Annotated in this window: 23 protein-coding genes; 17 read left to right on the top strand and 6 right to left on the bottom strand. The window is 65.0% G+C overall.

Features of this window, described 5'->3' with window-relative positions; all coding sequences use genetic code 11:
• The first annotated feature begins 187 nt into the window (after nt 1–187).
• The 6 genes from CEY09_RS20855 (at nt 188) to CEY09_RS20880 (ending at nt 7,236) form a co-directional block, all read left to right on the top strand.
• Nucleotides 188–2,650, top strand: coding sequence for a TonB-dependent siderophore receptor (locus CEY09_RS20855; RefSeq protein WP_234818372.1), 2,463 nt, complete (start codon nt 188–190; stop codon nt 2,648–2,650).
• 190 nt (nt 2,651–2,840) lie between these two features.
• On the top strand, nt 2,841–3,473 hold the full coding sequence (locus CEY09_RS20860; RefSeq protein ID WP_088590134.1) for a DUF4198 domain-containing protein: 633 nt from the start codon (nt 2,841–2,843) through the stop codon (nt 3,471–3,473).
• A 23-nt stretch (nt 3,474–3,496) separates the two neighbouring features.
• Nucleotides 3,497–3,778: a DUF3649 domain-containing protein gene (locus tag CEY09_RS20865; RefSeq protein ID WP_006223927.1), complete on the top strand. Its 282-nt coding sequence runs from the start codon at nt 3,497–3,499 to the stop codon at nt 3,776–3,778.
• A complete protein-coding gene (locus tag CEY09_RS20870; protein WP_088590135.1) occupies nt 3,775–5,466 on the top strand; it encodes a PepSY-associated TM helix domain-containing protein in 1,692 nt (563 codons plus the stop codon). Before CEY09_RS20865 ends, CEY09_RS20870 begins: the two co-directional genes overlap by 4 nt.
• The gene (locus tag CEY09_RS20875) at nt 5,463–5,786 is read left to right on the top strand and encodes a DUF3325 domain-containing protein (RefSeq protein WP_006223929.1); all 324 of its coding nucleotides are present in this window, start codon (nt 5,463–5,465) and stop codon (nt 5,784–5,786) included. The genes CEY09_RS20870 and CEY09_RS20875 overlap by 4 nt, the downstream gene beginning before the upstream one ends.
• 97 nt (nt 5,787–5,883) lie before the next feature.
• On the top strand, nt 5,884–7,236 hold the full coding sequence (locus CEY09_RS20880; protein WP_088590136.1) for a tryptophan--tRNA ligase: 1,353 nt from the start codon (nt 5,884–5,886) through the stop codon (nt 7,234–7,236).
• A 72-nt stretch (nt 7,237–7,308) separates the two neighbouring features.
• Here the strand turns inward: CEY09_RS20880 and CEY09_RS20885 are convergent, their stop codons facing one another.
• Nucleotides 7,309–7,815 carry a hypothetical protein gene (locus CEY09_RS20885; RefSeq protein WP_088590137.1) on the bottom strand — a complete coding sequence of 169 codons (507 nt, stop codon included), beginning with the start codon at nt 7,813–7,815 and terminating at the stop codon, nt 7,309–7,311.
• 287 nt (nt 7,816–8,102) lie between these two features.
• Nucleotides 8,103–10,478 (bottom strand): RNA-binding transcriptional accessory protein Tex, encoded by a 2,376-nt coding sequence (gene tex, locus CEY09_RS20890; RefSeq protein ID WP_088590138.1) that lies wholly within the window; start codon nt 10,476–10,478, stop codon nt 8,103–8,105.
• A 213-nt stretch (nt 10,479–10,691) separates the two neighbouring features.
• Here tex and CEY09_RS20895 point away from each other — a divergent pair, with 213 nt between their 5' ends.
• Nucleotides 10,692–12,797, top strand: a complete 2,106-nt coding sequence (locus CEY09_RS20895; RefSeq protein ID WP_088590139.1) for a DNA repair helicase YoaA — start codon at nt 10,692–10,694, stop codon at nt 12,795–12,797.
• Nucleotides 12,798–12,899: 102 nt separating this feature from the next.
• Here the strand turns inward: CEY09_RS20895 and CEY09_RS20900 are convergent, their stop codons facing one another.
• Entirely contained in the window at nt 12,900–13,688 is a 789-nt protein-coding gene (locus tag CEY09_RS20900; RefSeq protein ID WP_088590140.1) for an outer membrane protein assembly factor BamD, read from the bottom strand.
• Between the two features lie 107 nt (nt 13,689–13,795).
• On the opposite strand from CEY09_RS20900, the gene CEY09_RS20905 reads away from it, so the two are divergent.
• From CEY09_RS20905 to CEY09_RS20950, 10 genes are all read left to right on the top strand, one after another.
• Nucleotides 13,796–14,815, top strand: coding sequence for an RluA family pseudouridine synthase (locus CEY09_RS20905; RefSeq protein WP_088590141.1), 1,020 nt, complete (start codon nt 13,796–13,798; stop codon nt 14,813–14,815).
• Nucleotides 14,803–15,567, top strand: a complete 765-nt coding sequence (gene pgeF / locus CEY09_RS20910) for a peptidoglycan editing factor PgeF (protein WP_088590142.1) — start codon at nt 14,803–14,805, stop codon at nt 15,565–15,567. Before CEY09_RS20905 ends, pgeF begins: the two co-directional genes overlap by 13 nt.
• Nucleotides 15,568–15,690: 123 nt before the next feature.
• Nucleotides 15,691–17,328, top strand: a complete 1,638-nt coding sequence (gene phaC / locus CEY09_RS20915) for a class I poly(R)-hydroxyalkanoic acid synthase (protein ID WP_088590143.1) — start codon at nt 15,691–15,693, stop codon at nt 17,326–17,328.
• Nucleotides 17,329–17,405: 77 nt separating this feature from the next.
• A complete protein-coding gene (gene phbB, locus CEY09_RS20920) occupies nt 17,406–18,143 on the top strand; it encodes an acetoacetyl-CoA reductase (RefSeq protein ID WP_006222901.1) in 738 nt (245 codons plus the stop codon).
• 121 nt (nt 18,144–18,264) lie between these two features.
• The gene (phaR, locus tag CEY09_RS20925) at nt 18,265–18,834 is read left to right on the top strand and encodes a polyhydroxyalkanoate synthesis repressor PhaR (protein WP_088590144.1); all 570 of its coding nucleotides are present in this window, start codon (nt 18,265–18,267) and stop codon (nt 18,832–18,834) included.
• A 251-nt stretch (nt 18,835–19,085) separates the two neighbouring features.
• Nucleotides 19,086–19,622 (top strand): iron transporter, encoded by a 537-nt coding sequence (locus CEY09_RS20930; protein ID WP_006222903.1) that lies wholly within the window; start codon nt 19,086–19,088, stop codon nt 19,620–19,622.
• Between the two features lie 2 nt (nt 19,623–19,624).
• Nucleotides 19,625–19,978 (top strand): cupredoxin domain-containing protein, encoded by a 354-nt coding sequence (locus tag CEY09_RS20935; RefSeq protein ID WP_006222904.1) that lies wholly within the window; start codon nt 19,625–19,627, stop codon nt 19,976–19,978.
• A gap of 13 nt (nt 19,979–19,991) precedes the next feature.
• Entirely contained in the window at nt 19,992–20,843 is an 852-nt protein-coding gene (locus CEY09_RS20940) for an FTR1 family iron permease (RefSeq protein ID WP_088590145.1), read from the top strand.
• A gap of 39 nt (nt 20,844–20,882) precedes the next feature.
• Complete coding sequence (locus CEY09_RS20945) at nt 20,883–22,280, top strand: 4Fe-4S binding protein (RefSeq protein ID WP_088590146.1); 1,398 nt, start codon at nt 20,883–20,885, stop codon at nt 22,278–22,280.
• 88 nt (nt 22,281–22,368) lie between these two features.
• Entirely contained in the window at nt 22,369–23,241 is an 873-nt protein-coding gene (locus CEY09_RS20950) for a PhzF family phenazine biosynthesis protein (RefSeq protein WP_088590147.1), read from the top strand.
• Between the two features lie 92 nt (nt 23,242–23,333).
• Here the strand turns inward: CEY09_RS20950 and CEY09_RS20955 are convergent, their stop codons facing one another.
• The 3 genes from CEY09_RS20955 to CEY09_RS20965 all read right to left on the bottom strand — a co-directional run bounded on the left by CEY09_RS20955 (nt 23,334) and on the right by CEY09_RS20965 (nt 24,177).
• A complete protein-coding gene (locus tag CEY09_RS20955) occupies nt 23,334–23,672 on the bottom strand; it encodes a BON domain-containing protein (RefSeq protein WP_088590148.1) in 339 nt (112 codons plus the stop codon).
• Nucleotides 23,673–23,766: 94 nt separating this feature from the next.
• Complete coding sequence (locus CEY09_RS20960) at nt 23,767–23,931, bottom strand: DUF1328 domain-containing protein (protein WP_006222909.1); 165 nt, start codon at nt 23,929–23,931, stop codon at nt 23,767–23,769.
• 45 nt (nt 23,932–23,976) lie between these two features.
• Nucleotides 23,977–24,177 (bottom strand): CsbD family protein, encoded by a 201-nt coding sequence (locus CEY09_RS20965; RefSeq protein ID WP_006218180.1) that lies wholly within the window; start codon nt 24,175–24,177, stop codon nt 23,977–23,979.
• Between the last annotated feature and the right edge of the window lie 385 nt (nt 24,178–24,562).

Consider the following 24,562-nt stretch of genomic DNA (forward strand, 5'->3'; position numbering starts at 1 on the left):
CCGCCCCAAGGCGGGGAAGCCCCCTCGGGGGGCAGCAAGCACGCGAAGCGTGCGCAGCGTGGGGGCATCTTTTTTTTGCAGGTTTTTGATCCCCATACGGAAAGGCAGAGATAGACCACCGTACAGGGAGAGTTTTGTGTCTGCTTCAACTCATGCGCGCCTGCGCGCCACGCTGACCACCGGCCGCATGGCCGTGTTGGCCGCTACTTGCGCGGGCGCGCTTGCCGCCGGCATGCCCGCCGCCTGGGCGCAATCCGCACCGGCTGCCGCCGCCAGTGCGTCGCGCACGTATCAAATTCCCGCCGGCCAGTTGGCCGATGCGCTCACGCAGTTCGCGCGCAGCGCCGGCGTGATCCTGTCGTTCGACCCCGGGCTGGTGCGCGGCCAGCGCTCGGACGGGCTGAATGGCGCGTATTCGGTGGGCGCCGGCTTTGCCCGGCTCCTGTCGGGCAGCGGCCTGCAGGCGCGCGCGCAATCGGGCAACACCTGGACGCTGGTGCCGGCGCCGGTCTCGTCGTCGGGCGACACGCACGTGCTGGCGCCGGTGACGGTGTCCGGCATGTCGGACAGCGCGCTGGCGCCCACGGTGGGCTATGTCGCCCGCGCCAGCGTCAGCGCGACCAAGACGGATACGCCGCTGATCGAGACCCCGCAGTCGGTGTCCGTTGTGACGCGCGATCAGATCACGGAGCAGGGCGCGCAGACCTTGAACCAGGTGCTGCGCTACACGGCGGGCGTGGCGACCGAATCGCGCGGTGCGACTGCCACGCGCCTGGACCAGTTCACCGTGCGTGGCTTTTCGGCCTCGACCTACCTCGACGGCTTGCGGGTATTCGGCGGACGCGACGCCTTGCCGCAAGTGGACGCCTATCGCCTGGAGCGCGTGGACGTGCTGAAGGGGCCGGCATCGGTCATGTATGGCCAGGGCGGCCCGGGCGGCGTGGTGAACCAGGTCAGCAAGCGCCCGCTGGAGGAGACGCTGCGCGAAGTGGAAGTGCAGGTCGGTAACTATGACTACCGCCGCGCCAATTTCGATTTCGGCGGCCCCGTGGACGAAGAAGGGAAATACCTCTATCGCCTGGTGGGCTCCGGCTACATGTCTGACGGCCAGGTGAAGGACACCAAGGAACGCCGCTACTTCGTGGCACCGGCCTTTACGTGGAAGCCCAACGGCGATACCTCGTTGACCGTGCTGACGAATTTCCAGCGCGATCCCGACATGGGCTCGTACGGCAGCGTCTCGTCGATGCGCACGCTGCTGTCCGCGCCCGACGGCATCCGCCTGCCGTCGGACTATTACGACGGCGACGCCAACTTCGAAAAGAGCGACCGCAAGAGCTACTCGCTGGGCTACGTGCTGGACCACCGCTTCAATGACACGTTCAAGGCGACGCAAAGCCTGCGCTGGACGCGTTCGGAAGCGAAGTACCGCAGCATCTACGGTGCGTCCAATCCGAACTTCGGCTATCTGGACCCGGACTACCTCTATCAGCAACGCGCCTCGATCGCGACCGACGTGGATGTGGGCGCGTTGACCATCGACAACAACCTGCAGGCGCGCTTCAACACCGGCGCCTTCGGCCACACGGTGCTGCTGGGCTTCGATTACCAGCACGTCAAGACCGACACGCTGTCCGGCTTCGGCAGCGCGCCGCCGCTGTACGTGCTGAACCCGGATAACCACCAGAACATTCCGGTGCCGGCTTTCTCGACCGACGCGACGTCCCGCCAGTATCAGACGGGCCTGTATTTCCAGGACCAGATCAAGATCGACCGCCTCTCCGTGCTGCTGGGCGGACGCTACGACTGGTCGCGCACGGTGGGCGAGACCACCACCATCGCGACCGGCCGGGTCGCGCCGTCCGCGCTGAACGCCGAGGCGTTCACGGGCCGTCTGGGCGTGATCTACAACTTCGACAATGGCGTGGCGCCTTACTTCAGCTATTCGGAGTCGTTCGAGCCGCAATCGGGAACGGGCTGGCAGAACGTGCCCTTCAAGCCGATCGAAGGCAACCAGTACGAGGTGGGCATCAAGTACCAGCCGCCGGGCAGCGCCACGATGCTGTCGTTTGCGGCGTTCGATATCCGCCGCGAGAACATGACGACGACCGATCCGGATCCGACGCACATCTGCGGCACGGCGGGCGGCCGATGCTCAATCCAGGCGGGCGAGCTGCGCACGCAAGGGATCGAGCTGGAGGCCAAGACCGAGCCGTTGCGCGGCCTGACGCTGGTGGCGGCGTATTCGTTGATGGACAACGAATACTCCAAGGCCAACCCCAGCCTGACCGGATTGAACCTGAAGGGCAAAACGCCGGTGGGCGTGCCGTCGCAACAGGCGTCCGCATGGGCGCGCTACCAGTTGCAGGACGGTCCGCTTGCAGGCATGGGCGTGGGCGGCGGCGTGCGCTACATCGGGTCTTCTTACGTGAACGACACCAACACCATGAAAGTGCCATCCGTCACGTTGTTCGACCTGATGCTGGACTACGACCTGGGCCGCGTCTCGCCGACGTTCAAGGGCATGCAGGTGGCGCTGAACGTGCAGAACCTGTTCGACAAGGAATACATCGCCTCGTGCTCGGGGGACTCCTGGTGCTGGTACGGCTATCAACGTTCCATCAAGGCCAGCTTGCGGTATCGCTGGTAACCGGGGCAAGGGAAGCGGTCCGCAAGGTCCGTTTTCCCTTGCGGTCGAGGCCCAAGGCATCGATCCCCAATTATTTGGCGTGTGCGGTAGTGAGAATGGTTATAATTCAGACCCACCTGACAGGCATAGGCCGCGGGGCTTGCCTGCTTGGGTCATCGGACCAGTCTTCGGACTAAAGGAAAAAACCAAAATGAAATTCGCTAGGACTTTGGCCGCGATTGCCCTGTTGGGCAGCGCGGGCGCCGCGCAGGCGCACTTTGTTTGGCTAGAACGCAGCGCCGAGGGTCCGGCCAAGGCGTACTTTGGTGAATGGGCCGACGATCTGCGTGAAAAGCGCGATGGCCTGCTGGGCAAGGTCCTGGTGGCGCCGGTTGTGACGGGCGCGGATGGCAAGGCGCTGAAAGCGTCGGCCGAAGGCGCCGATTTCGTGGAGTTCGGCGCGACGGGCAAGGGCGACGTCCGCCTGGCGGCACCCATCCAGTTCAAGGAAACGCTGGTCAAGTACAACGCCAAGGCGGGCCGTGCGGACACGCAAGGCAAGCTGGACCTGGAACTGGTGCCGACGGCTGCGGACGCCAACACGTTCGTCCTGCAATTCCAGGGCAAGCCGCTCCCCAAGACCGAAGTTACCGTGTTCGGTCCGCCCAAGTGGGAAAAGCGTTTCCACAGCGACGAGAACGGCCGCATTGAAATCACGACGCCGTGGCCCGGCCAGTATGTGCTGGAAGCCGCGCACGTCGAAGAGAAGGCGGGCGAGGCTGATGGCAAGTCCTACGCCAAGATCCGCTACGTATCCACCCTGACCTTCAACGTGTCCAAGTGAAAGCTCCCGCAGCCGGCGCAGGCATGATGCGCTACCGAATGGCCGTATTTTCCAGGATGGCTGCGGCCATCCTGGGCGGCTATGTCCTTGCCTCGGCGGCTGCGGCGTGCCTGGCCGTCTGGCTGCCCATGGGGCGGGCGGACGCCGTCACCGCGGCGCAGATGTTGTCCTTCGTGTTCTACGCCTGTGGCGTGATCTGGGTATTTGCCACGCGCAACGCCTGGCGCGCCTGGATGGGGATCTTGCTGCCGGCCGCCGTGCTGGGCGGCCTGTTCCTGGCGGGGCGCATGATGGGGGCGGCATGAAGGCAGGTAAAGCCCGCGCGCAGGGTGAAGAAGGCCTGCGCCAGTCCATGTCGTGGCTGCACACCTGGGCCGGCCTGATCTTCGGCTGGGTGCTGTTCGCGATGTTCCTGACAGGGTCGCTGGCGTTCTTCCGCCCCGAGATCACGCGTTGGATGCAGCCCGAGATCGACGTCAGGCCGGTGCCTGCCGTGCAGGCCGTGGAGATGGGGCAGCGCTACCTGAGCGAACATGCGCCCGATGCCAAACGCTGGTTCATCACGCCGCCGTCGAACCGCGAGCCGCTGATCCTGATGCTGTATCAGGTGCCCAAGCCCAAGCCGGGCGAACGCGGGTTCGTGCGCGTGAAGCTGGACCCCGCGACGGGGCAGGCCGTGACGGGCCGCGAGACGCGCGGCGGCGAATTCTTCTACCGCTTCCACTTCGAACTGGAAACCGCATTCCCGTGGGGGCGCTGGCTGGCGAGTATCGCCGGCATGTTCATGCTGGTGGCGATCATCAGCGGCATCATCACGCACAAGAAGATATTCACGGATTTCTTTACCTTCCGTCCCAAGAAGGGCGGTCAGCGCGCCTGGATGGACGGGCACAACGTGTTGTCGGTGCTGGGGCTGCCGTTCCACCTGATGATCACATTCAGCGGGCTGGTGCTGTTCATGTTCATGTTGATACCCGCGGGTATCCATGCCGTGTACGAAAACCCCCGCCAGTATTCGGACGACGTCTTCAAATCCTTCAAGGTCACGCCGCCGCTGAACCGGCCGGGGACGCTGATCGCGATCGCGCCGTTGGTGGAACAGGCCCAGCAGCATTGGCAAGGCCGCGTCGGCCGCGTCACCGTCAACAACCCGGGCGACGCCGGGGCGACCGTCACGCTGACGCGGGATGCCGCTGATGGCGTGTCGTACGGCCGGCTGGCGCCCTATATGCGCTTTAACGGCGTGACGGGCGAATTCCAGGAAGGCGAGGACGAACTGAGCGCCACGGTGAAGACCGCCGGCGTTATCACGGGCCTGCATCTGGGGCTGTTCGCCGAACCCCTGCTGCGCTGGTTCTATTTCCTCGTGAGCCTGGCGGGCACCGGCATGGTGGGCACGGGTCTTGTCCTGTGGATTGCCAAGCGCCGCCAGAAGGCGCGGCCCGGTGATGCCCGCGAAGCCTTCTCCTTGCGCCTGGTGGACGGCCTGAACGCCGGCACCATCGCGGGCGTCGTGTTCGGCGTGGGGGCCTTTTTCCTGGCCAATCGCTTGCTGCCGGCCGACCTGCCTGGTCGCCAGGATTGGGAGGTGCGCGCCTTCTTCTGCACCTGGGCGGTGTCGCTGGTCTACGCGTTCCTGTTCCAGCGCCGCAAATGGCAGGATCTGCTGGCGGTGGCCGCCGCGTCGCTGGCCTTGGTGCCGGTCGTCAATGCGTTCACCACGTCGCGCCATCTGGGCGTGTCCCTGCCGCAAGGTGATTGGGTCATGGCCGGGTTCGACCTGACCTGCCTGGCCAGCGCGTTGCTGTTCGGCTGGATGGCGATGAAGGCTGCGCGGGCCCGCAAGGCGCCGGCGAAGGTTTCCGCGAAGGCGGCGGCCAAGCCCCGTGCCAGCCAGCCCGCGGCCAAGACGGTTTCCCCTCAAGTCGCAGATCCCGAGGCGCCGCGCGCCTCGAACCCCGTCGTCTATGAACCGCGAGGTGACACTCCATGACGCTTGCCGCTTTCTGCCTGGCCTACGCAGGGTTTTCCGCCCTGTGTCTGGGCATGGACCGCCATTACGAAGACCTGTTCGACCGCGCCATGCCGCGGCGCCACCGGGTGCCGTTACGGGCATTCGGCTGGATCGCGCTGGCACTGTCCTTGTGCGCCTCGGCGGCGGTCTGGGGATGGAGCTACGGCACGGTCGAATGGATCGGCATCCTCAGCATCGCCGGCCTGCTGCTGATCTGGTTCCTGACGTTCCGTCCGCGCGCCGCGCTGACCGCGGGCGGGCTCTGCGCGCTGGCGGCGCCGCTGCTGGCCGTCCTGTAGCCCGGCGATTTCGCGTGGGCGGGGCGGCAGCCCCGGCGGCGGCGTGCGCCGGCACGTTACACTGCTTGTTTCCCCTAGCAAACGCCTCTTCGCCTCTATGAATACCCGCGTCCTTACCGGCATTACCACCACTGGAACTCCCCACCTCGGCAACTACGCGGGCGCGATCCGTCCCGCGGTCCAGGCCAGTACGCAGCCCGGCGTGGACGCATTCTTCTTCCTGGCGGATTACCACGCGCTGATTAAGTGCGACGATCCGGCCCGCGTCGCCCGTTCCCGCCTGGAAATCGCGGCAACCTGGCTGGCCGTGGGGCTGGACCACGAACGCGTGACGTTCTATCGCCAGTCCGATATCCCCGAAATCCCCGAACTCAGCTGGTTGCTGACCTGCGTCACGGCCAAGGGCCTGATGAACCGCGCGCACGCCTACAAGGCGTCGGTGGACCAGAACGTGGCCAAGGGGGTGGAGCCCGACGACGGCATCACGATGGGGCTGTTCTCGTACCCGGTCCTGATGGCGGCCGACATCCTGATGTTCAACGCGAACAAGGTGCCGGTGGGCCGCGACCAGATTCAGCATCTGGAGATGGCGCGCGATATCGCCCAGCGCTTCAATCATCTGTACGGCCGCGACTACTTCGCGCTGCCTGAAGTGACGATCGAGGAAGACGTGGCGACCTTGCCGGGCCTGGATGGCCGCAAGATGTCCAAGAGCTACAACAACACGATCCCGCTTTTCGAAGGCGGCGCCAGCGCGCTGCGCGCATCCGTGATGCGCATCGTGACCGATTCGCGGGCGCCGGGCGAAGCCAAGGACGCCGAAAGCTCGCACCTGTACACGCTGTACCGTGCATTCGCGACGCAGGCTGAATCGGCGGCGTTCCGCAAGCAGCTGGAAGAGGGGATGGGTTGGGGCGACGCCAAGCAAGCCCTGTACGAACACCTGGAAGCGCTGCTGGCGCCCATGCGCGAGAAGTATTTCGACCTGATCGCCAACCCGGGCCGCATCGAAGACATCCTGCAAGCCGGCGCTGCCCGTGCCCGCAAGCTGGCCGTGCCCATGATGCAGGAACTGCGCGAAGCCGTCGGCTTGCGCAACCTGAACGCCGGCGCCGCAGCCGGCAAGGCGCAGGGCAAGAAGGAAAAAGGCAAGGGCGCGCGCTTCGTCAGCTTCCGCGACGAAGACGGCGGTTTCCGTTTCCGCCTGCTAGGGGCGGACGGCGAAGAGTTGCTGTTGTCGCAGCGTTTTGCCGATCCGAAGGAGGCCGGGGCCTTGATGCGCCGCCTGCAATCGGAACCTGCGGACAGCGTGTTGCAGGCCAGCGCCGAGGGCTACGCGGCGATCGTCGACGGGGTGGCGGTCGCCACGGCGCCGGCGAGCGCGCAGGCCGAGTCCGGCGCGCAACTGGCGCGTGCGCGCGACGCCTTGGCGTCGCTGTCGCAGGAATAAAGGGCAAGCCGGCGGCGCGTCGCGCCGTCGGCGATCATGACGTTGTCGTGGGGGGGCGGTAACCGGGGGGCGTCAGGCCAGCCGGGCGCTTGCCACGATGCGGCCATCGCGCACCTGGAAGCGCTGCGCGCTGCCCTGACCGGCGATTTCCAGCATGTCGCCTTCCGAATAGCCCGTGACGTTCGGGCAGTCTAGCCATTCCGGGTTGATGAACGGAAAGTACTTCAGCGTGCCGCTGCCTTGGCTGGCGAAGTCGAAGGTGGTGTTGGCGACCACTTCAGGATCCCATTGGCTGGCGTCGAAGACCAGCGCGCAGCCCGTGCCGATGCGATAGACGATGCTGGCGCCCATGCTGGCGAATCCCAGCGCGCCCACGTGCAGTTGCGCGCCGTTGCGCAGTTCGATGATGCGGGTGCCCAGACGTTCCAGCGTGATGTGCTTGAAGGTCACTTCCGCGCCGTCGACGATCAGATGCGCGTATTGGCCCAGCGTGACTTCGTTGTAAGCGCCGCTGTGGCCGGCTTCTTTTTCGGTAATGGTTGCCGCTTCATTGGCGGCAAGCGTAATGGTATTGCGCATGACGGATGGCTCTCCGGGGCTCTCGGGGTAGGGCGCTGTTATTGTTGTGCTGCGTGCCTGATAGACGGTTCGCGCCGCGGTTCGCCTGATCATGGAATCTGTGTCTGCCGAGTTCCCCTACGCCACCGGCTTTTATTATTTGGACACAATTCGATATTTTCCCTTATTTTTCTGCGTTGAGGATTGAGGGAGCGCAAGGAAACGACCTGTTTAAGGGAAAGTCCTAAGCCAAAGAAAAAAGCCCGGCGCAGTGTGCGCCGGGCTTTTTCATGGGCGATCCGGAAGGATCAGCGCTTGAGCTTGGCGAACGCGTCCGCCATGGCGCTGTTCGTCGCACCGCCGCCGCCCGCGTTGCCGCGTCCGCCGTCACCCTGGGGGCGACGGGGGCGGTCGCCGCCCTTGGGCGCATCGCCGCTGCGGCGCGCGGGCGCTGCGGTGTCGTTCAGGCGCATGGTCAGGGCCACGCGCTTGCGCGCCGCGTCCACTTCCAGCACCTTCACGCTGACCGTCTGGCCCACGCGCACCACGTCGCGAGGATCCTTCACGAACTTTTCGGCCAGTGCCGAGATGTGGACCAGGCCATCCTGGTGCACGCCGATGTCGACAAATGCGCCGAAGTTGGCCACGTTGGTCACGACGCCTTCCAGCACCATGCCCGGGTACAGGTCGTTCAGCGTTTCCACGCCTTCCTTGAACTGCGCGGTCTTGAATTCCGGGCGCGGATCGCGGCCGGGCTTTTCCAGTTCGGCGAAGATGTCGCGCACGGTCGGCAGGCCGAAGCGCTCGTCGGTGAAGTCCGACGGCGACACGCCCTTCAAGGCGTCGCGCTGACCGATGATCTGTTTCACCTCGGCCTTGATCTTGGCCACGATGCGCTCGACGACGGGATAGGCTTCGGGGTGGACCGACGAGGCGTCCAGCGGATTGTCGCCATTGGGAATGCGCAGGAAGCCCGCAGCCTGCTCGAACGCCTTGTCGCCAAAGCGCGGCACCTTGCGCAGGAGGTCGCGGGTGGGGAATGCGCCGTTCTCGTCGCGCCAGGCCACGATGTTCTTGGCCAGCAGCGAGTTCAGGCCCGACACGCGGGCCAGCAGGGCGGCCGAGGCCGTATTCACGTCCACGCCGACGGCGTTCACGCAATCCTCGACCACGGCGTCCAGCGAACGCGCCAGCTCACGCTGGTTGACGTCGTGCTGGTACTGGCCCACGCCGATCGCCTTGGGATCGATCTTGACCAGTTCGGCCAACGGATCCTGCAGGCGGCGCGCGATGGATACGGCGCCGCGCAGGGTCACGTCCAGATCGGGGAATTCCAGCGCCGCGGTTTCCGAGGCGGAATACACGGATGCACCGGCCTCGGAGACCACCACGCGGGTGACTTTCAGGTCGGGGAAGCGTTCCATCATGTCGCCCACCAGCTTTTCGCTTTCGCGCGAAGCGGTGCCGTTGCCGATGGCGATCAGGTCCACCTTGTGGCGCGCAACCAGCGCGGCCAGCGTGTTGATCGTACCCTCGCGGTCGCGGCGCGGTTCGAACGGGTAGACGGTGGTGGTGTCGACGACCTTGCCGGTCTGGTCGATCACGGCGATCTTGCAGCCCGTGCGGATGCCCGGGTCCAGGCCCAACACGGCCTTGGGGCCGGCAGGCGCTGCCAGCAGCAGGTCCTTCAGGTTGGCGGCGAACACGCGGATGGCCTCGGCTTCGCCGCTTTCGCGCAGGCGGCCGATCAGCTCGCTTTCAAACGCCGTCAGCAGCTTCACGCGCCAGGTCCAACGGCACACTTCGCCCAACCAGCGGGCGCGCGGCGTGGCGTCCAGTGCGAACAGGCCGTTGCCCAGCTTCAGGAAGCTGGCGATGCGCGCCACGCACGGGTGCGGCAATTGCGCTTCCAGTTCGGCTTCCAGCCCCAGGCGCAGTTCCAGCACGCCTTGCTGGCGTCCGCGCAGCAGGGCCAGGATGCGGTGGGAAGGCAGCGTGCGCAGCGGCTCGTTGAAATCGAACCAGTCGCGGAAGTTCGCGCCTTCGGTTTCCTTGCCGTCGACCATCTTGGAATAGATCAGGCCGGTGGACCACAGGTGCTCGCGCATGTCGGCCAGCAGATCCGCGTTTTCAGCGTAGCGTTCGGCCAGGATGTCGCGCGCGCCGTCCAGCGCGGCCTTGGCGTCGTTGATGGACGCCTCGGGGTTCAGGTACTGCGCGGCCAGCGCGGCGGGATCGCAGGACGGATCGGCCAGGATGGCATCCGCCAGCGGCTCCAGGCCCGCTTCGCGGGCGATCTGGGCGCGGGTGCGACGCTTGGGCTTGTACGGCGCGTACAAGTCTTCCAGGCGCTGCTTGGTATCGGCCGTTGCGATTTCCTGCTGCAGCTCGGGCGTGAGCTTGCCCTGCTGCGAGATGGATTCAAGGATGGAGCCGCGGCGTTCTTCGAGTTCGCGCAGATAACCCAGGCGAACTTCCAGGTTGCGCAGCACGGTATCGTCCAGGCCGCCAGTGGCTTCCTTGCGATAGCGCGAGATGAAGGGCACGGTGGCGCCGTCATCCAGCAGTTCCACCGCCGAAGCGATCTGGGAGGCGCGCGCGCCGAGCTCGGTAGCGAGCTGCGCGACGATGCGGGCGTTGTCGACGCCGGCGGCGACGTTCGTGATAGCGGAAGTTTCAGACATCTCTATACGACGACAAAAAGGAAAAACAAGGGGCGGATTGTGCCATAAGCCACTGTTACAGAACGTGCCAGAGTGGACCGATCCGTCCCTGGGCAAGCCGAAGGCGGGCCCTGCAACGGGTATCATTTAGTCCTTTCCCACATCAGTGTCTGGCGCCCGAACCGTAACCGGTACCGGTTCACCATAGACTCCGACCGACACTAGGCTGCCGTAATGCTGGACCTGGATATTTCCGAATTTTTTGATGAGGACGGGCCCCTGGCCACGGCCATGCCCGGCTACAAGCCACGCCCTTCGCAGGTGGAGCTGTCGCAGGCCATCGGCGACGCCATCCAGGACCGCGCCACGCTCGTGGCCGAGGCGGGCACCGGCATCGGCAAGACCTGGGCCTATCTTGTACCCGCCTTCATCCAGGGCGGCAAGGTGCTGATTTCCACCGGCACCCGCACGCTGCAAGACCAGCTGTTTGCGCGTGACCTGCCGCGCGTGCGCGCCGCGCTGGCCGCGCCGGTGACGGCCGCGCTGCTCAAGGGCCGCGGCAACTATGTCTGCCACTATCACCTGGAACGTCTGCAGGGCGACGAGCGCGCGCTGAAGTCGCGTACCGAGATCCAGCAACTGCGCCAGATCCAGGTCTTCGCGGGCATTACCAAGACGGGCGACCGTAGCGATCTTGCGCAGGTGCCCGAAGACGCCGACATCTGGCAGCGCGTGACCTCCACGCGCGAGAACTGCCTGGGCCAGGAGTGCCCACGCATCCGCGACTGTTTCGTGGTGAAGGCGCGCCGCCAGGCCCAGGAGGCCGACGTGGTGGTGGTCAACCACGCGCTGTTCATGGCCGACCTGGTGCTGCGCGAAGAGGGCGTGACCGACCTGCTGCCCGAAGCCGACACCGTCATCTTCGACGAAGCGCATCAGCTGCCCGACACCGCCACCCGGTTCCTGGGCAGCAGCGTGTCCACGCACCAGCTGATGGATTTCGGCCGCGCGCTGGAAGTGGCCGGCCTGGCGTATGCGCGCGAGGCCGCCAAATGGAGCGACGTCAGCCGCCATCTTGAAACCGCGGCGCGCGAATTGCGGTTGACCTGTGCGCCGCTGGACCGAATGCCGGGCCGCAAGGCCACGTTCGACGCGATCCCCAACCCCGAGGAATTCGACGAGGCGCTGGCCGCCTTGCGCGAGGCCGTGGACACGGCCACCAAGGCCTTGGGCGTCGTGGCTGAAAAGCATCCCGACCTGATGGCCGCTGCACGCAGCGGCGCCGAAATTTCGGTGCGGCTCAAGCGCTGGGCCACGCCGGGGCGCGCCGATGCCGGCTTGGCCGACGAAGGCTGGGGCCGCGACGACCAGTCGCCCGAACCCGCCGCCGCCGACCTGGGCGACGGCCCGTCCACGCCCGCCGCCATCCTGGAAGGCGTGGCTGCGGCCGCCGAGCAATGGACGGGCCCTGCCGTGCGCTGGGTCGAGCACGGCCAGCATCACGTGCGCCTGCATTCGGCGCCGCTGTCGGTGGCGCAGGCGTTCTCCAAGTACCGCAAGCCGGGCCAAGCCTGGATCATGACGTCGGCCACGCTGTCGGTGAACGGCGAGTTCACGCACTTCACCAGCCAGCTAGGGCTATCGAGCGCCCGTACGGGCAAGTGGGAATCTCCGTTCAACTATCCCGAACAGGCGTTGCTCTTCGTGCCGCGCGGCATGCCCGAACCGCAATCGCCGCAGTTCCTGGACCGTTTCGTCGAAACGCTGATGCCCTTGCTCGAGGCCAGCCCCGGCGGCACGCTGGTGTTGTGCACGACGCTGCGCGCGGTCGATAAGGTCGCGACCCTGCTGGCCGACGCCTTTGACGACGCCGGGCACGACTGGCCGTTGCTGAAACAGGGCGAGGGCACGCGCCGCGATTTGCTGGACCGCTTCTGCAAGCTCAAGCATCCGGTGCTGGTGGGCAGCGCGAGCTTCTGGGAAGGCATCGACCTGCCCGGCGACGTGTTGACCTTGGTCGCCATCGACAAGCTGCCGTTCGCGCCGCCCGACGACCCCGTCATCGAAGCGCGCTTGCGGGCCTGTCGGGCCCAGGGCGGCAATCCCTTCTCGGAATACCAGTTGCCCGAAGCCGCGATCTCGCTCAAGCAGGGCGCGGGCCGCCTGATCCGTACGGAGTCCGACTGGGGCGTGCTGATGGTGGGCGATGCGCGTCTGGTCGAAAAGCCCTACGGCAAGCGCCTGTGGCGCGGCCTGCCGCCCTTCGCACGCACGCGCGAACTGGAAGAGGTGCTGGCGTTCTATCGCCGCAAGCAGGAAGGCGAGGGCGGCGACGCCTAGCGCCAGGCGCGCACGCCGGCCCTGCCGCTTGCGGCAGCCAAAAAGAAAGCCCCTCTTTCGAGGGGCTTCGCTTTTCCCATGCGGAGAGAATCCGCAGATCAATCAGTCAAACGGGTTCCACCAGCTGCGATCGGCCTTCAGGCCCTTGGTCTTGAAATCGCTGTTGGGGAAGTTCTTGTCGTAGACGCGTTTGGCGTCGTTCTTCAGTTCCGTCATGCCCAGCTTGTCGTAGGACTCGACCATCAGGTAGAGCGCCTCTTCGGTGGCGGGGGCGCCTTCGAAGTCGGTGATGACGGTTTGCGCGCGGTTGGCGGCGGCCACGTAGGCGCCGCGCTCGTAGTAGTAGCGGGCGACGTGGACTTCGTTCATGGCGATGGTGTTGACCAGCCATGCGACGCGCTTTTCGGCATCCACCGTGTACTTGCTGTCCGGGTAGCGCTTGATGAGTTCATTGAACGCGTCGTAGGACGCGCGCAGGCCCTTGGGATCGCGCTCGGCGGGATCCTGGCCGGTGATGTTGCTCATGAAGGCGCTGGCCGGCGTGAAGTTGATCAGGCCCTTCAGGTACAGGGCGTAGTCGGTGCCGGGGTGGTTGGGATACAGCTGCTGGAAGCGGTCGATGGCAGCCAGGGCCTGTTCGTTCTCGCCGTCCTTCCAGTTGACGTAGGCCAGCTCAAGCAGGGCTTGCTGGGCGTAGACGCCGAAGGGGTAGCGGCTTTCGATGGCGGTCAGACGTTCGCGTGCTTCCTTCCAGCCTCCGGAGGACATTTCGGCCTTGGCGTCGGCGTAGAGCTGTTCGGCGCTCCAGTTGGTGGTCTTGTCGTACTTGCTGTTTGTCGAGCCGCAACCGGCGATGACAATGACGGCCAATAGCGCGATAACCACGCGCAAAACCGGCCCGCTTCGGGATGCGGGGTTCGAGGGAGCTGCGGGGTGGTGAATCACGAGAATCGTATCCTTGGTGTTAGCATGGCAGGCTGATTATATGATTTGTCTCCATGTCTGATACAGCCGCCGGCACAGATCTCGTTTCCGACGATGAACTTCTGGGCCTTTCCGACGAAAACGCCGACGAAAACCCCAATGAAAACCGGGGTGAACCGCAACTTGTAACGGTGCCTTCCACGACGAAGGCCGACCGGCTGGACAAGGTGCTGGCCGGGTTGTTGCCCGACCATTCCCGCAGCCGCCTGCAAGGCTGGATCGAAGCCGGCAATGTGCACGTCAACGGCGCGCCCGGCAAGGTCCGTCAGACGGTCGGCCCAGGCGACGAGCTGCAAGTGTGGGCTCAACCGGCGCCCGATGCGCGTGCCTTCACGCCCGAGCCCGTTGAATTCGTCGTTGTGGACGAAAGCCCCGAGTGGATCGTGGTGAACAAGCCCGCGGGGCTCGTCACCCATCCCGGCGCGGGCAACTGGAGCGGCACGCTGCTCAATGGCCTGCTGTATCGCTACCCCGAATTGGCGTCCGTGGCGCGTGCCGGCATTGTTCACAGGCTGGACAAGGACACCTCCGGACTGATGGTGGTGGCCCGCAATGAGCGCGCCCAGACGCATCTGGTGCGCCAGTTGCAGGCGCGCAGCATGGGACGCGAATACGTGGCGCTGGCGCATGGCTGGATCGCGAACGGCGGCCGTGTCGAACGCGCCATCGGCCGCGATTCCCGCGTGCCGATCCGCATGAGCGTCGAGCGCCCCGTGGCGCCCAAACCCGCCATTACCAATTACGCGCCGGCGCGCCGCGGCCAGGTGGACCCTGGCGGCCGCGTCACCGAAGTGGTGTGCCGCCTGGAAACCGGCCGCACCCACCAGATCCGCGTGCACATGGCCAGCCTGGGTCATCCGCTGCTGGCCGATACGATCTACGGCGGCAAGAACATCGCGGGCGCGCAGCGCCAGATGCTGCACGCCCGCGCCCTGCATTTTGACGACCCGGGTGGCCGCGGCGAAGTCCAATTCGCCGCCGCCGTGCCCGAGGACATGACCCTGGTCCAGGAAAGCATTGCATGGAACGCGTGATCGCCAGCCTGCCTGTCGTGACCGGCCCGGAATGGGCCGGCGTGAATTATTTCTGCACGACCCGCGCAGGCGGCGTGGGCGTGGCGCCGCACGACACCCTGAACTTGGGGCGCCGCGCGGGCGACGATCCAGACACGGTGGCCGAGAACCGGCGCCGCGTGCGCGCCGCCGTGCCGGCCGACCCGCTATGGTTGCGCCAGGTGCACGGCAGCGAGGTCGTGGACGCCGATGCGCAGGACGTGCCGGACGAACCTGCAGTGGACGCCAGCGTCACGGCGCAACCGGGCCGCGTGCTGGCCGTCATGGTGGCGGACTGCCTGCCGGTGGTCATTGCCGATGCCGACGGGCAGGTGCTGGGCGCGGCACATGCCGGCTGGCGCGGCCTGTCGGGCGGCGTGCTGGAACATACGCTGGCGGCCATGCGCGCCAAGGCTCCCGCGGCTACCGGCTGGCGCGCCTGGGTCGGCCCCGGCATCGGCTCGCAGGTGTTCGAGGTGGGGCAGGACGTGCTTGACGCCTTCACGCAAGACGATCCCGCCACCGCGCGCTACTTCACGCCGCGCGCCGGTCTATCGGGAAAGTGGTTGGCGGACCTCGCCGGATTGGCGGATTTCCGCCTGCGCCGCGCCGGGGTACAAGAGGTGGCCTTGTCCGGGATGTGCACCGTATCCGAATCGGAACGCTTCTTCTCGTACCGACGCGACGGCGAAACCGGACGCATGGCGCTGCTGGCCTGGCTCGACCCGGTTTGATCTTGCGCAAGGCCGGCCGCCGGGCTTGAGATCTACCCTGGCGGTCTCCTTGTATACCCGCATTGACAGTCCTGGACCCGGAATGCAACATCAATCGAGCAGTCTCGATAACAAGGTGTCGAAGTGAACGCCAATCTCTCCGCCGCAGGGCCCATACCGGTGAGCGTGGCACCGGAAATCCTGGCCGATATTCAGGCCGAGTTCTCGCGCGAGTGGCAGCGCCTTTGTGACGACGCCCGCCGCGGTGCGCTTGCGCCTCTGGCCGACCGCCGCTTCGCCGGCGACGCCTGGGCCGCCAACGGTTCCCATCTGCTGCTGGCGCATACCTATCTGCTGTCGGCCCGCGCCATGCAACGCATGGTCGATGCGGCCCAGGTCAGCGAACCCATGCGCGAGCGCCTGCGTTTTTCCATCATGCAGTGGGTCGACGCGCTGTCTCCGTCGAACTTCCTGGCGCTGAATCCGGATGCCCAGCAATCCATCGTGGAAAGCGCGGGTCGCGCCTTGAACGAAGGGCTGGCCAACCTGTTGGGCGACGTCAAGAAAGGCCGCATCACCCAGACCGACGAATCGCAGTTCGAGATCGGCCGCAACGTGGCGGTGACGCCGGGCGAAGTGGTGTTCGAGAACACGCTGTTCCAGCTGATCCAGTACGCGCCGTCCACCGCCACGGTGCACGAGCTGCCGCTGGTGATCGTGCCGCCGAACATCAACAAGTTCTACATCCTGGACCTGCAGCCCGAGAATTCCTTCGTGCGCCATGCGGTGGAGCAGGGCTACACCGTGTTCCTCGTCTCCTGGCGCAATCCGGTGGCTAGCGACACCGATGGCGTGGACCGCGCCACCTGGTCCGATTATCTGGATGACGCCGTCCTGCAGGCGCTGCGCGTGGCCAGCGACATCACCAAGCAGCCCAAGGTCAACGCCCTGGGGTTCTGCGTGGGCGGCACGATGCTGGCGTCGGCGCTGGCGCTGGCCGAGGCCCGCGGCGAACAGCCCGTCGCGTCGCTGACGCTGTTGACCTCGCTGCTGGACTTCCACGACACCGGCATTCTGAACGTCTTTGTCGACGAAGCGCATGCGCTGCTGCGCGACCATCAACTGGGCAACGGCGGGCTGATGCCCGGCCGCGACCTGGCCACCACGTTCTCGTTCCTGCGGCCCAACGAGCTGGTCTGGAACTATGTGGTGGGCAATTACCTGAAGGGCCAGAAGCCGCCCCCGTTCGACCTGCTGTTCTGGAATGGCGACAGCACCAATCTGCCGGGGCCGTTCTTCTCGTGGTACTTCCGCAATACCTACCTTGAGAACAACCTGAAAGTGCCTGGCCGCGCGCAAGCCGCCGGCCTGCCGCTGGACCTGACGCGCCTGACGATGCCGGCGTACATATTCGGGTCCCGCGAAGATCACATCGTGCCTTGGGTGTCGGCCTATGCCTCCACGCAACTGCTGCGCGGACCGCAACGCTTCGTGCTGGGGGCCTCGGGCCACATCGCCGGCGTGGTGAATCCGCCGGCCAAGAAGCGCCGCAGCTATTGGGTGGCGGACAAGCTGGGGAACACGGGCCATGACATGCCCGGCGACCCCAAGGCCTGGTTTGCGCAGGCGACTGAAAATGCGGGCAGCTGGTGGCCCGACTGGACGCAATGGCTGTCCCGGCATTCGGGCAAGCAGGTCAAGGCGCGCACGAAATTAGGCAATGCCAAGTACCGGCCGATCGAGCCGGCGCCTGGCAGGTACGTGAAGGTCCGGGCTGCCTGACGCCGCCATGCGCGGTTGGCCCAGGCCAATAAGAAAGTTAATCAACGAGGCGTCCGTCGCACACAGGAGGAAGTCCAATGAGCGGAAAACTGGCTTACGTAACAGGCGGGATGGGCGGTATCGGCACCTCTATTTGCCAGCGCTTGGCCAAGGATGGCTTTCGCGTGGTGGCAGGTTGCGGCCCAAGCCGCAATTACCAGCAATGGCTGGATGAGCAGGCAGCGCAGGGCTACACGTTCTATGCATCGGTAGGCAACGTGTCGGACTGGGATTCGACGGTAGCGGCCTTTGAACGGGTCACCGCCGACCTGGGCCCGGTCGATGTGCTGGTCAACAACGCGGGCATCACGCGCGATGGCCTGTTCCGCAAAATGAGCGCGGACGATTGGCGCGCGGTCATCGACACCAACCTGAACAGTCTCTTCAATGTGACCAAGCAGGTCATCGAGGGCATGGTCGAGCGTCAGTGGGGCCGCATCATCAACATCAGCTCGGTGAACGGGCAGAAGGGCCAATTCGGCCAGACGAACTATTCCACGGCGAAGGCGGGCATCCACGGCTTCACCATGGCGCTGGCCCAGGAAGTCGCCAGCAAGGGCGTCACGGTCAACACGATTTCGCCGGGCTACATCGGCACGGACATGGTTCGCGCCATTCGTCCCGAAGTGCTCGAGAAAATCGTGGCCACCATCCCGGTGCGCCGTCTGGGCACGCCCGAGGAAATCGCCTCCATGACCTCGTGGCTGGCTTCGGATGAATCCGGCTTTTCGACTGGCGCGGATTTCTCGCTCAACGGCGGCCTGCACATGGGCTAATGTTGGTCAGCGGGCCGCCATCGGGCGGCTCCAGGCGCTGGAAGGCCTCGGGGAGAGGGCCTTCCGGCATTACACTCCACCTTATCCGAAGTCTTAGAGATCGCCCGATCCGGGGACACACATGACGCAAGCACAAACCGGCGCCAGCCTGCGCCTGATTAAAAAATACCCCAACCGTCGCCTATACGACACCCGGACCAGCACCTACATCACTCTGGCAGATGTCAAGCAACTGGTCCTGGCCAACGAAGAGTTCCAGGTGGTCGACGCCAAGAGCGCCGAAGACCTGACGCGCAGCATCCTTTTGCAGATCATCCTGGAAGAGGAAAGCGGCGGCATGCCCATGTTCTCGTCGAACATGCTGTCGCAGATCATCCGTTTCTACGGCCACGCCATGCAGGGCATCATGGGTTCTTACCTTGAGAAGAACATCCAGGCCTTCATGGAAATCCAGACGCGCATGGCCGAACAGTCCAAGGGACTGTATGGCAGCCAGTTCGGGCCCGAAGCCTGGACCCAGTTCATGAACGTGCAGACGCCCATGCTGCAGAACATGATGAACAACTACATCGACCAGAGCAAGAACCTGTTCGTGCAGATGCAGGACCAGATGCAGGACCAGACGCGCGCGATGTTCTCGACGTTCCCGTTCACGCCCGGCAGCACGCCGCCGGGGTCGGGCCGCAAGTAATCGCCGCAGAGCGGGGCGGGCCAGGCCCTCCCGTTGATCCAGAAGCCGGCAGGGCCATCGCCTGACCGGCTTTTTTGTGGCCGCCGCCGGCGCGACGCGACGGGGGCGCTCCGTTGACTGAACGCAATAATCCGCCCCTTTTTTGGCCTCCGGGTTCAGGGATATGTCAGTTTTTTTGGTTACATTAATGAAAACGGTTCTTGTTTAGCTTATCGGAACCGCCATTCATTTGTGTCTCAAGGATTATGCACATGATCAAGAAAGCCTTGGCGCTGGCCATCGTCGCTCTGAGCGTGTCTGCCGCGCAAGCGGCCGAATACCCCATCGGCAAGCCGGTTGAGAAGGGCGGCATGGAAATTGGCGCGGTCTATCTGCAGCCGATCGAAATGGATCCGCCGGGGATGATGCGTCCTGCCAAGGATTCCGACGTGCACCTTGAGGCCGATATCCACGCCACCGCCGGCAACAAGACGGGCTTCCCCGAAGGCGAGTGGGTGCCTTACCTGGTCGTGAATTTCGAGATCCAGAAGGTCGGCAGCCAGAACGTGCAGAAGGGCACCTTCATGCCCATGGTCGCCAACGATGGCCCGCACTACGGCGACAACATCAAGCTGGAAGGCCCGGGCAAGTACAAGTTGAAGTACACGATCCTGCCGCCGTCCGAAAACAAGATGGCCCACTTCGGCCGCCACGTCGACAAGGAAACCGGCGTGGGCCCGTGGTTCGAGCCGTTCGAACTGGAATATGAATTCGTCTACGCCGGCACCGGCAAGAAGGGCGGATACTGATCGTGCGCCGCCTGCATCGCGTTGTTGCCGCCGTGCTGATCGGCCTGGCCGCATTTGCCGGCATGGCGCCCGCGCAGGCGGACGAACTGCCGACGTTCACCTTGAGGTTCAAGCCGGACGGCACGTTCGAGCCGGCGACCCTTGAAGTGCCCGCCGGCCGATTCAAGATCGAGCTCATCAACGAGAGCAACGAGCCGGTGGAATTCGAGAGCATTCCGCTGCGCAAGGAAAAAGTGCTGGGCCCGGGGGTGAAGTCCTTCGTGGTGATCACCATTTCCCGTCCCGGCGAGTATCCCTTCTTTGATGACTTTCACCAGAGCGTGAAAGGCACCCTGGTCGTCAAGCCCAAGGAATAAGCGGTAGCAATACATGGAACAGGTCCTCTTTATCGTCTGGCGTGAAAGCGTCGAAGCCATGCTGGTGGTGGGCATCTTGTACACCTGGCTGCGCTCCACGCCCGAAGGCAAGCGCGGGCTGAACTACCTGTGGGGCGGCGTGGCCGCCGGGCTGGCCCTGGCCGTGGCGCTGGCGCTGGTGCTGCTGGGCGTGTCGTCCTGGCTCAGCGACGAAGGCCAGGAATGGTTCCAGGCCATCATGTCGCTGGCGGCGTGCGCGCTCGTCGTGCAGATGGTCGTGTGGATGAAGAAGCACGGCCGCACGCTGAAAGGCGAACTGGAAAGCGGGGCGCGCAGTTCGGTGGCCAACGACAACTGGTGGGGCCTGTTCGTGCTGGTGGCCATCGCCGTGGCGCGTGAAGGCAGCGAGACCGTGGTGTTCCTGTACGGCACCGTGTCGGCGGGCGAAGGCGGAAGCAACATGCTGATGCTGGCGCTGGCCGGCGTCGCGGGTTTTGCCGTGGCCTTGCTGACGTTCTGGCTGCTGCAACTGGGCGGCAAATTGATTACCTGGCGCCGCTTCTTCCGCGTGACCGAAATTCTGCTCCTGCTATTGGCCGGTTCGCTGCTGGTCGGCGGCCTGGACCACCTGATTTCGCTCGACGTGCTGCCGACGATCATCGACCCCGTGTGGGATAGCTCGTGGCTCCTGAGCGACAGCACCGGCATCGGCAAGATCCTGGCGGACTTCGCCGGCTACCGCGCCCTGCCGGCCCTGATCTCGGTTTTGTTGTGGGTGGCTTACTGGATCGTGGTCTGGGCGCTGCTGCGCTGGGTGGGCAACAAGCCCGCCCATGCGCCGGCCGCCGCCCGGAGCGCATCCTGATTCCGACGTGATGCCGGACTGAACAATGAAGGTTTGACCATGGCAGCTGTACTCGGGAGGGTGACTTCCCGGATCGCCGATTTCCTCCGTGACCATGCCCCGCTGTTGCGCAAGCTGCAGTGGGGCATTGTCGCGTTGTACGCGTTCCTTTTGATCGTGCCCGCGATCCTTCCTTTGCCGGACAACACGGCGTCGGTCTTCAATAACCTGACGATCGTGGCGCAGTTTGCCTTTTGGGGTGTCTGGTGGCCGTTCGTGCTGATTTCCATGCCGATCCTGGGCCGCGCCTGGTGCGGCTGGTTCTGTCCCGAAGGGATGCTGACCGAGTGGGCCAGCGAACGGGGGCAGGGGCATGCCATTCCGAAATGGATGCGCTGGGGCGGCTGGCCCTTCGTGGCCTTTGCGTTGACGACGGTCTACGGCCAGTTGGTCAGCGTGTACCAGTATCCGCTGGCGGTGCTGGCCGTGCTGGGCGGATCCACGGTGGCGGCCATGATCGTCGGCTGGCGCTATGGCCGCAGCAAGCGCGTGTGGTGCAAATACCTGTGCCCGGTCAACGGCGTGTTCAACCTGCTGGCCAAGCTGGCGCCGTGGCACTTCAAGGTCGATGAAGAGAAGTGGCGCCACCCGGTCATCCGGATCGAACCCATCAACTGTGCGCCGCTGGTGCCCCTTCGCCACATGAAGGGCGCCGGCGATTGCCACATGTGCGGCCGCTGCAGCGGTTATCGCGGCGCGATCCAATTGACGCCGCGTTCCCCGGAAGAAGAGATCGTGCACGTCGCCGACGGCGACGCGTGGCAAACCGCGCTGCTGTGCTTCGGACTGATGGGCATCGCGATCGGCGCCTTCCTGTGGAGCGCCAGCCCCTGGTATGTGACGGCCAAGCAATGGGCCGCGACGTGGCTGGTGGAACACGACATCCTGTGGCCGTTGATGGACAACGCGCCCTGGTTCATCCTGACCCACTATCCGGATGTGAACGACAGCTTCTCGTGGCTGGACGGCGCGGGCATCCTGCTGTTCGTCGTCGGCGCGACGGTCATTGTGGGGGGCGCAAGCTTCCTGTCGCTGTGGATCGCCGACCTTCTGGCGCCCGCCGCACGTCAGCTGGATGCGCCCGCCACGCGGTGGATCCGTCCCGGCGTGCACAAGCTGGCGCAGGCGCTGATTCCGTCGGCGGGCATCGGCGTGTTCCTGGGCTTGTCCGCCACCACGGTCAACCTGCTCAAGCATGAAGGCGTGCAAGCCGCCTGGGCCGGTCCCGTGCGTTTTACGCTGCTGACGCTTGCCGTGTTGTGGACCTTGCGCCTCTTCGCGCGCCTGCTGGCGCAGCGCCAGGTCAGCGGCTGGCGCAAGGGCGCCGCCTGGCTCGTGCTGGTGGCAGGCTTGGTGCCGTTCTGCATGGCCTGGGTGCTTTTCTTTGCAATCTGGTAAGTACTGCTTGATGGTCTGAAGTGGGGCGCTGCGATACATTGGAAGGCTTAGCCGGACTGGCCGGCGGTCTTCCTCTACACGCCTTTCGATGACTTCCTACGCGTTTCGCCTGCTCAACGTTTTTGCGTCCACCACCTTCAGCGGCAACCAGCTTTGCGTGTTTGAAGACGCGCGCGGCATGGACGACGCCACCATGCTGAACCTGGCGGCGCAATTCAATCTTTCCGAAACCACCTTCATCCTGCCGTCCGACCGTGCGGACGCGCACGTGCGCATCTTCACGCCCGGCTACGAAATGAAGTTCGCCGGCCATCCCACCATCGGCACCTCGCAAGTGGTGCGCGACCTGCGCCAGACCGGCGACGCGCTGACGCTCGAGTTCAAGGCCGGCGTGGTGCCGGTCGAGGCCCGTGGCGACGCCTGGACCTTCACCGCGCCGTGCCCCGATGGCGTGCGTACGGCGCCGCCGGAACTGGACCGCGCCGAGATCGCGGGCCTGGTCGGGCTGGATGCCGATGATCTGTTGGGCGATCCGATCTGGGTGGATACCGGGGCGGACCAATTGCTGGTGCCGCTAGCCAGCGTCGAGGCCGTGCGTCGCGCGGCGCCGGACGCCTCCAAGCTCCATCGCTGGCAGGCCAGCAGCCTGGGCCGCAAGACGCTCTACGTGTTTGCCTTCGACGAAGGCAATGTGCAGGACGCGCGCCAGGTGGTGGTGGCCCGCTACTTCTTCGCCAAGGCAGGCGGCGGCGTGGACGAGGATGCGGGCACCGGGTCGGCGTGCGCCAACCTGGGCGGCTGGCTGATCCACAACAAGCATGCGTTGCCCGCCAGCATCCTGGTCGAGCAGGGCGATCAGATGGGGCGGCCCTGCCGATTGATGCTGGACGTGCTGGCTGATGGCCGCATCCAGGTGGGCGGCCGCGCGCTTGAGATCGGCCGGGGTTCGATCAGTCTCTGAACGATTGCGCGGGCGCTGCCCAAACGAAAGCGGCGCCTGTTCATCACAGGCGCCGCGGGCTCTCTAGGCCTCAGTCGGAAACGGTATCGGCGTTACTTCTTGTTCTTGGCCGGGTCGACCTTGATGTTGTTCATGACCTGCTTGACGCCTTCGACGCCGCGAGCCACGGTGGCCGCGTGATCGGCTTCGGCGGAAGTGCCCACCGAGCCCGTCAGCGTGGCCACGCCGTTGTTGGTTTCCACGGCGATATCCAGGGCGCTCAGTTGCTTGTCGGCGACGATGGCGGCCTTGACCTTGGTGGTCACGGTCGCATCCGATGCGTATTCGCCCACGGATTGCTTGGGCTTGCCGTCATCGGCCGCAAAAGCCATGGAAGTGAAGACGGCGCCAGTTCCCAGTGCAGCAGCGGCGATCAGCTTACGAAGTTCCATAGTTGTGCTCCTTTAAATATCTAGTGTTCGGCGCGTCGTCCCAGACGACGCGGACTTGCAAACTCTTGGGGGGTACGCGTTTTATCAACGTGTCCTATTTTTTCCGAAGGGCGCCGCTCAGGATGGACAAGAGCGCCAGCACCAGGAAGACGAAGAACAGGACCTTGGCGATACCCGCAGCCCCGGCGGCAATGCCGCCGAAGCCGAGAACCGCCGCGATGATCGCGATAACGAAGAAAACAACGGCGTAGTGCAACATGTCAGCTTCTCCAGTGGTTTCGACCGATCAAGGCGGGAGGGGGAATCAGGGATTGCGGTCGAAGAAATCCCGGACTTCCTTCTGGGCTTCATCCTTCGTCTTGCCATAACGCTCCTGGATCAAACCAGCCAGGCGTTCGGCGTTGCCTTCGGTACGGGTCAACTCGTCGTCGGTGAGTTCACCCCAGGCCGCTTTGGCCTTGCCGGTCAGTTGCTTCCACTTGCCGGCGATGATGTCGTTATTCATGGTGACCTCTCTCTGTCTGCTTGCGACACAAGGCTTATGGCCTATAAGTCCTGCAATCGCGGTTGAGTTGGACACTGATCAGCTAGCCCCTACCGTACGAGTCGGGTGGCAGGCCTGTCAAACCTGGCTGTGGGTAAATGTAACAGCGCAAAGCGCGAGTTTTGCGGGGTTCTTCGACGGGCCGGACTGGGGGGCGCACCAGAGGTAGGAGTTACATTTCCGCAATGTTTTGTCCCCTTTTGATCGGGGCTGGTAACGGGAGTTGCTGAGAATTTGGCGCTTGCCTGCGCTGGCTGTCGCGCACGCGCCCCGGTATAGTCGTGGCGGAACCCGCCGTGCGGTTCACCAACAGGGAAGGGAGAGGGGCAGGCATGACGCAACGACT

The sequence above is a fragment of the Achromobacter marplatensis genome (assembly GCF_002209535.1).
Lineage (GTDB): Bacteria > Pseudomonadota > Gammaproteobacteria > Burkholderiales > Burkholderiaceae_B > Achromobacter > Achromobacter marplatensis.